Raw genomic sequence first — 1,036 nt, 5'->3', positions numbered from 1 at the left:
CACCTCCCCCGCCCCCGGTGGCCCGCGACCGCCGAACGGCCGTGCAGGTGCGGACAGGTATAGTCCACTCTCCGCCGGGTGAGCAAGATCGAATGCAGCTTTGGTCGGCAGTCTTTCCCGAGTTGAGACCTCACACTTTCCCGCGCCGCGACCACACACAAGCCCCTGCCGCACCTTCCCTCAGGGAACGGCCCGTGGCCAGTGGACTTTCGTACATGATCACCTGGACTTTTGCGCGGGGGTACGGGGTGGCGGTCGGGGGAGATGGTCGACTGCACCCGCGGAGTCGGCTCACGGCCGGTGCCGGGTAACTCACCTGTCCCAGGCGACCGCCGTCGACCAGCGCATGCCGGCAGTCATGTGCTCCAGGTAGCCCGGATCGCTCACTGTCACCACGATGTCCGCGTACGGCCACTTGGTGAAGGGACGCGTGGTCAGCAGTGCCCACGTTCGCCAGTCGGACAGATCGGCGGCGCCCTCCAACTCGGCGAGTTCCGCCAGGTCTTCCTCGTCCCACGGGTCGGCCGCGCTGTCGAGCGCGGCGACCTCGCTCCACAGCGGCACGTTGCGGAGAGGACCGGTGCTGTGGTCGGTGATGACCTTGGGCGCCCTTCGGGAGAAGTCCTTGCGGGCATGAAGCCGCTGGAACTCGTCGCTGAGCCGCATGCCTGCCACGATCGTCTTGCCCCTCTCCTCGCGGAAGGGGTACAGGTCCCGGCGGGGTGGCATCCCGCCGCCGCTGTACAGATGTCCGCCGGCCAGCAGGAACCAGGCGTCCGTCAGCAGGGCCAGCGGGAAGGACGCCTCCTGCGGGACGAACGGGAGGTCAGGATTGATGACGTGCACTCTCCCGTGGAGAGTCGAGCTGTCAACGCCATCGACGGTCACGGTGAAGACATCGGTCATGCGGGGCACCCACTCCTCGTCGGAGGTGTGATCCGGCGGACCGACACCTGCCGGGATGCTAGGTGCGCCCACCGACAGCCACCGTTCACTGATCACCGTTCACTGATCACCGTTCCGAAGAGCGTCAGGC

Annotated in this window: 1 protein-coding gene; it reads right to left on the bottom strand. The window is 67.2% G+C overall.

Annotated features, from left to right (window positions below; translation table 11 throughout):
- Positions 1-312 precede the first annotated feature (312 nt).
- Positions 313-906 (bottom strand): hypothetical protein, encoded by a 594-nt coding sequence (locus GUY60_RS37830; protein WP_161706020.1) that lies wholly within the window; start codon positions 904-906, stop codon positions 313-315.
- Between the last annotated feature and the right edge of the window lie 130 nt (positions 907-1,036).

Origin of the sequence: Streptomyces boluensis (assembly GCF_009908195.1) — a bacterium.
Taxonomy (GTDB): domain Bacteria; phylum Actinomycetota; class Actinomycetes; order Streptomycetales; family Streptomycetaceae; genus Streptomyces; species Streptomyces boluensis.
This window is presented reverse-complemented; position numbering and strand designations above follow the sequence as displayed.

Bases quoted from the DNA above. Each gene is read 5' to 3' on its own strand.
- GUY60_RS37830 (WP_161706020.1), bottom strand. From the start codon at position 906: ATGACCGATGTCTTCACCGTGACCGTCGATGGCGTTGACAGCTCGACT.